Below are 6,162 nucleotides of genomic sequence, written 5' to 3'. Positions count from 1 at the left end.
ACCCCGGACCCCCCTGCTCCCCCGGCTCCTGCGGGTCCCGTCCTCGTCCCTGTGTCCGTCCCTGTGTCCGTCCCTGTGCCCGTCCCTGTCCCCGTCCTCGTCCCGCCCCGGCCCCGGCTTCGCGGGCGACCGCAACGCTATGCCCGAGGACAGCAGCAACAGCCCGCCCAGCATCACGAACGGCGCGGCGACACCCGCGACTCCGGCGATCAGCCCCGCGGCGCCGGGCGCGGCGACCTGGCCGAGCCGGTTGCCGGTCAGCCGCAGCGCGAGGGCGGTGGAGCGGGCGCCGTCCGGGGCGGCCTGCACGACCGTCGTCATGGACAACGGCTGCCCGACCCCGAGACAGAACCCGAGCGCGGCGAGCATCACGGCAAGCGCCCATACCGGCACGGGCAGCGCGATCCCGGCGCACAGCACGGCGCCCAGCAGGCATGTCACGGTGAGCAGCGCGGTCCTGCCGAGCAGCCGCAGCATGGGCGTCATCACGAGCCGGCAGGCGATGGTGGCCGCCGCGCGCAGGCTGAGCAGCAGGCCGATCACGGACGGCGCGATACCGCGCTCCTCGCCGACCACCGGCAGGTACGCGGTGAGGATGTCCGTCGCGGACAGTACGGCGAGGCTGATGAAAATGCCCGCGGGCACACCCCGGGCGCGCAGGATGCGATGGACGGGGACGCGTTCGCCCGCCGTGGTACGGGATTTGGGGGCCGTACGGCGCTCTATGCGCCACAGCGAGGTGCACGACACCGCGGCCCCCGCGCCCGCCACCAGCAGTGCGAGCGCGCTCGTGCCCGCCATGTCCCCGCCGCCGATCAGTGCGCCCGCGGCGATCGGCCCGATCAGCTGGCCGAGAGAGGCGCCGATGGTGAAGTGGCCGAAGTTGCGGTCCTGTTCGTGCGGCGCGGACTGGCGGGCGACGATCGACTGGGCGCCGATGACGAAGGACAGGTGCCCGAGCCCCATCACCCCGCTCCAGGCGGCCATCGCCAGCAGCGAGTCGGCGAGGCCGCTGAACACACAGCCGCCGGAGATGAGGACGACACCGATGGGCAGCAGGGGCGCGCACCGCCCGTGGTCGGTGCGGCGGCCCAGTGGTACGGCGGCGAACAGCGGGAGCAGGGCGTAGACCCCCGCGATCACACCGATCGCGCGCTCGTCGGCGCCCAGCGCAAGGGCCCGGTAGGACACGGCGGGCCGGGCCATCGACACCGCCCCCTGCGCGAAACTGAAGGCGATGACGAGGCGAAGCAGCCAGCCGCGATTCCCACCGGGCCTCACGACACGGACCTCCTCGGACGTTCTCTGGCGGTTCAACTGCCCCGCCGGGCTCAGATGATGCCGAACAGTATCCCTGCCCCGAGGATGATCAGCGAGGTGATGGCGGCCCACTTGACCACGAACTTCGTGTGGTCACCGAACTCGACCCTGGCCATACCGACGAGCACGTACACGGCCGGGACCAGCGGGCTCGACATGTGCAGCGGCTGGCCGACGAGCGAGGCGCGGGCGATCTCCAGCGGCGACACCCCGTGCGCGGCACCCGCCTCGGCGAGGACCGGCAGGACACCGAAGTAGAAGCCGTCGTTCGACATGAAGTACGTGAGCGGCAGGCTCAGGAAGCCGGTGACGAGCGCCATGTGCGGGCCCATGCCGCTGGGGATGCCGTCGACGATCCACTTGGCCATGGAGTCGACCATGCCGGTGCCCTGGAGGACGCCGGTGAAGACGGCGGCGGCGAAGACCATGCCGGAGACGTTGAGGACGTTGTCGGCGTGGGCGGCGAGCCGGGCCTTCTGGTCGGGGATGTGGGGGAAGTTGACGGTCAGCGCGAGCGCGGCGCCGAGCAGGAACAGCACCGGGATCGGCAGCAGCTCCATGATCATCGCGGTGAGCAGGGCGACCGTGAGCAGCGCGTTGAACCAGTACAGCTTCGGGCGCAGGGTCGGGCGGTTGGGGTCCAGGCCCTGCAGCCGCGCGTCCTCGTGCTCGTCGTCGGAGTCGTCGGCGGCGTCCGCGTCGGTGCCGGAACCCGCGCCCCCGCCTGTCTTCGCCGTACCGCCCTTGCCGTTACCGGAACCGCCGGAGGCACCCGCGCCCACGAGCACCGTCTCGGCCGCCTCCTGCTTCGTGCCCTCGCCGTCCTTGACGATCTTCTCCTGCTCCAGGACGTCGTCCAGGCTCAGCACACCGAGGCGCTTGCGCTCACGCAGACCGAGGAAGTACGAGAGGACGAAGACGAAGAGCAGGCCGACGAGGAGCGCGGGGATCATCGGGACGAAGATCTCGGCCGCGTCGAGCTTGAGCGCGGTGGCGGCGCGGGCCGTCGGACCGCCCCAGGGCAGCGTGTTCATCACGCCGTTGGCGGTGGCGGCGACACCGGTCATCACGACCAGGCTCATCTTCAGGCGCTTGTACAGCGGGTACATCGCCGAGACCGTGATCATGAAGGTGGTCGAACCGTCACCGTCGAGCGACACGATGGCGGCGAGCACGGCCGTACCGATGACGATGCGCAGCGGGTCGGCCTTGCAGAACTTCAGGATGCCCCGGACGATCGGGTCGAAGAGGCCCACGTCGATCATGAGGCCGAAGTAGACGATGGCGAACATCAGCATCGCGGCGGTGGGCGCGAGGTTGCCCACCCCCTCGATGACGTAGTCGCCGAGGTTGGCACCTTTTCCGACGAACACGCAGAAGAGTGCGGGGATCAGCACGAGCGCCGCGATCGGCGACATCTTCTTCATCATGATCAGGACCAGGAAGGTCGCGATCATGGCGAAGCCGAGGATGGTGAGCATAAATGGATACCTAACGTTCGCCCTTGAACAGCCACCAGGGCCGGCGGATGGAGCGACGTTAGGACCCGTTGACACGCGTTAACAAGATGTTGACATGCGAGCAATAAGCGCAAAACTCCTGGTCACAGCGTTGCCGCAGTCCGAGCGACGTCCACGGGCACGCCGTTGAGGACCGCGTTGCCCGACAGCGGGTCGAGCTGGGAGCCGTCGAGGAGCTGGTTGACGTTGACGCCGGGGTCGAGCGCGGCATGGCTCATACGGGTGCCCGGCCGGTCGTGCCCCCAGCCGTGCGGGAGGCTGACGACACCGCGCCGGATGCCGTCGGTGACCTGGGCCGGAGCGGTGATCTCTCCCCCGGCGCCCTTGATCCGTACGGCGTCTCCGTCGGCGATCCCGAGGCGTTCGGCGTCATCGGGGTGGAGGTGCAGCGTGCAGCGGTTGGTACCGCCGGTGAGGGCGGGCACGTTGTGCATCCAGCTGTTGTTGGACCGCAGATGCCGCCGCCCCACGAGCACGAGCCCGTCCGGGCGTTCCCGCAGCGCCTGCCGGAGCCTCGGCAGGTCGTCGGCGATCGGCCGCGGCAGCAGCTCGACCTTGCCGCTCACCGTCTTGAGCGGCCCCGGCAGCCGGGGCCGGAGCGGCCCGAGGTCGATGCCGTGCGGGTGGGCGAGGAGCTCGGCCAGGCTCAGCCCGTCGGGCCGGGCGCCGAAGCCGTCGCCGTACGGGCCGAGGCGCAGCATCATGTCGAGCCGCCGCTCGGGGCCGGTGTCCCCGGTGAGGGCGGCTGCCAGCTCACGCGGGTCCCGGCCGTGCACGGGCGAGTGGGCCTCCTTCACGGCCTTCCCGAGGGTCTGGTCGATGACCATCGCGTCCACGGCGGAGGGGTCGGCGCCGTGCATGCCGGTCGCGGCGAGGACCAGCCGGGCCAGGATCTCGGTCTCGGGCATCCGCCCGTCCTCCAGGGGCACGGCGGCGGGGCTGTAGCGGGCCTGGTTGCGCACGGCGAGGGCGTTGAACGCGAAGTCGAAGTGCGGGGCCTGCGCGGGCGGGGGCGGCGGCAGGATCACGTGTGCGTGCCGCGAGGTCTCGTTGAGGTACGGGTCGACGCCGACCATGAAGTCCAGCGAGCCGAGGGCCTGGTCGAGCCGGTCGCCGTCGGGGGCGGAGAGGACCGGGTTGGCGGCGACGGCGATCACGGCGCGCACGGGCGTGCCCTCGTCGGTCGCGGTGTCGATCTCCTCGGTGAGGGCGGACAGCGGCAGTTCGCCCTTCGCCTCCGGGTGCCGGCTCACCCGGCTGTGCCAGCGCCCGAGTTGGAACCCGCGACCGGGTCCGGCCGGCCGGGGTGTCCTGTCCGTGGCGGACAGCGGGAAGAGGGCCCCGCCCGGCCGGTCGAGATTGCCGGTGAGGATGTTCAGCACGTCGATGAGCCAGTTGGCGAGGGTGCCGTGCGGGACGGTGCAGCTGCCGATGCGCCCGTAGACGGCGGCCGCCCGCGCGTCGGCCAGTTCACGGGCGAGGGCACGGATGGTACCGGCGTCCACGTCACACGCGTCGGCCACGGCTTCGGGTGTGAACTCCTCCATCGCGTGGGCGAGTTCCTCGACACCCAGCACGTGCGGGGCGAGCTCGCCGAGGTCGACGAGCTTCTCCTCGAAGAGGACGTACGCCATCGCCGCGAGCAGCAGCGCGTCCGTGCCCGGCCTGATGGCGACGTGCCGGTCGGCGAGTTCGGCGGTGCGGGTGCGGCGCGGGTCGACGACGGTCAGCGTGCCGCCGCGCGCCTTGAGGGCTTTGAGCTTGCCGGGGAAGTCCGGCGCGGTGCACAGACTGCCGTTGGACTCCAGGGGGTTGGCGCCGAGCAGCAGCAGGTGGTCGGTGCGGTCGAGGTCGGGTACGGGGATGGCGCCCGCGTCGCCGTAGAGCAGTCCGCTGGAGACGTGCTTGGGCATCTGGTCGACCGTGGAGGCCGTGAAGAGGCTTCGGGTGCCGAGGCCGGCCAGGAGGACGGGCGGGTAGAGGGCGCCGGCCATGGTGTGCACGTTCGGGTTGCCGAGGACGACGCCGACGGCATGGGGTCCGTGCGCCTCGACGACCGGCCGCAGGCCCGCGGCGACGGCGTCGAACGCTTCCTCCCAGGTCGCCTCGCGCAGTTCCCCGTCCTTGCGGACCAGCGGGGTGCGCAGCCGGTCCGGGTCCGCGTCGGCCGCGCCGAACGAGGCGCCCTTCGGACAGATGAACCCCTTGCTGAACACGTCGTTCCGGTCCCCGCGCACCCCGGTCACCCGGGCGCCCTCGATGGTGAGGGTCAGGCCGCAGGTGGCCTCGCAGAGGGGGCATATCCGCAGGGCCGTACGGGAGTCTGCGGTGGTGTCGGCGGTACGGGACACGGGTCCTCCCGGGGCTGCGGCGGTGCACTACTACGGCGGGACACGGCTGTGCTGGGACACGACCGCCACCGAGCATACCGACCGGTATGTACCCTGGGGAGCCCTCTCGGTCAGTCGGTCAGTCCAGCACCCGCCCCAGATAGGCCCCCAGCAGCTCCCGCGCCTCCTCGATGATCCGCGCGTCGCCCTCCGGCGACACACGGAAGGCGAGGTGGACGAGGGTGTCCGCGGTTTCCACGGCGACGAGGAAGGCGCGGCGGAGGTCCTCGTCGGGGGTGCGGTCGATATAGCCGGAGAGGAGCCGGCTGAGACGGTCCGCGACGCGGGTGTTGGGCTTGGCGTGGCGGGCGCCGACGGGTATCTGGTTGCCGAAGTCGACGAGGGCGAAGCCGGGGGCGGTGCGCTTCATGTCGAGGTACTCGTCGAGGACGGCGTCCATGGCCGTGCGCCAGCCGCCGCCGGTCGCCTTGCCCGCGTCCCGCAGCCGCTCGGTGACGCGCTCGGTGAAACGGTCGAGGTTGCGCTCGGCGAGGGCGTCGGCCATCGCGCGTTTGTTGCCGAAGAAGCGGTACACGGAGCCGATGGGCACGCCGGCCCGCAGGGCGACGGCGCGGGTGCTCAGGGCGTCGTAGCCCACCTCGTCGAGCAGGTCGGCGCAGGCGTCGAGGATCCTGGTCAGTCGTTCGGCGCTGCGGCGCTGCACGGGCGCGCGACGCAGCGAGGTCGCGTGGGACACGGGCTTCATGATGCCTTTCCGCCTGGGTGCGATGAGCGCTCCGTACAGGTACGCCCTTCAGTACGGGCCGGGGATCCGCTCCTGCTCACCGTGGCACCCGGAGCGTCCCCGCTCGCGGTCGGCGCCGGCTCGGGCTCCGACGCGGTGATGTCCGCCGTGCTCTCGACGGGCTCGCCGTCGACGGCCCACACGGTGTGGTCGTCGGCGTAGAGGCGGGCGGTGAGGGGGTGGGTGC

Annotated in this window: 4 protein-coding genes and 1 pseudogene; all 5 read right to left on the bottom strand. The window is 71.6% G+C overall.

The window, feature by feature from the left end; genetic code table 11:
• Positions 1-1,281 (bottom strand): MFS transporter (locus FPZ41_RS44150; protein WP_322621515.1); only part of this gene is annotated, 1,281 nt, incomplete at its 3' end.
• A gap of 50 nt (positions 1,282-1,331) precedes the next feature.
• Positions 1,332-2,801 carry a CitMHS family transporter gene (locus tag FPZ41_RS44145; RefSeq protein ID WP_152870261.1) on the bottom strand — a complete coding sequence of 490 codons (1,470 nt, stop codon included), beginning with the start codon at positions 2,799-2,801 and terminating at the stop codon, positions 1,332-1,334.
• 122 nt (positions 2,802-2,923) lie between these two features.
• A complete protein-coding gene (locus FPZ41_RS44140; RefSeq protein ID WP_322621514.1) occupies positions 2,924-5,191 on the bottom strand; it encodes a molybdopterin oxidoreductase family protein in 2,268 nt (755 codons plus the stop codon).
• 118 nt (positions 5,192-5,309) lie between these two features.
• Positions 5,310-5,936, bottom strand: a complete 627-nt coding sequence (locus FPZ41_RS44135) for a TetR/AcrR family transcriptional regulator (protein ID WP_152870259.1) — start codon at positions 5,934-5,936, stop codon at positions 5,310-5,312.
• Positions 5,933-6,162 (bottom strand): annotated as a pseudogene (locus FPZ41_RS49225) (nuclear transport factor 2 family protein); the annotation flags it as partial. The pseudogene FPZ41_RS49225 and the gene FPZ41_RS44135, both read right to left, overlap by 4 nt.

Source organism: Streptomyces acidicola (assembly GCF_009377235.1).
GTDB classification, from domain to species: Bacteria; Actinomycetota; Actinomycetes; order Streptomycetales; family Streptomycetaceae; genus Streptomyces; species Streptomyces acidicola.
The sequence above is the reverse complement of the archived record's forward strand: the minus strand, read 5'-3'. Positions and strand labels throughout refer to the sequence as shown.

Bases quoted from the DNA above. Each gene is read 5' to 3' on its own strand.
- FPZ41_RS44135 (WP_152870259.1), bottom strand. From the start codon at position 5,936: ATGAAGCCCGTGTCCCACGCGACCTCGCTGCGTCGCGCGCCCGTGCAG.
- FPZ41_RS44145 (WP_152870261.1), bottom strand. From the start codon at position 2,801: ATGCTCACCATCCTCGGCTTCGCCATGATCGCGACCTTCCTGGTCCTG.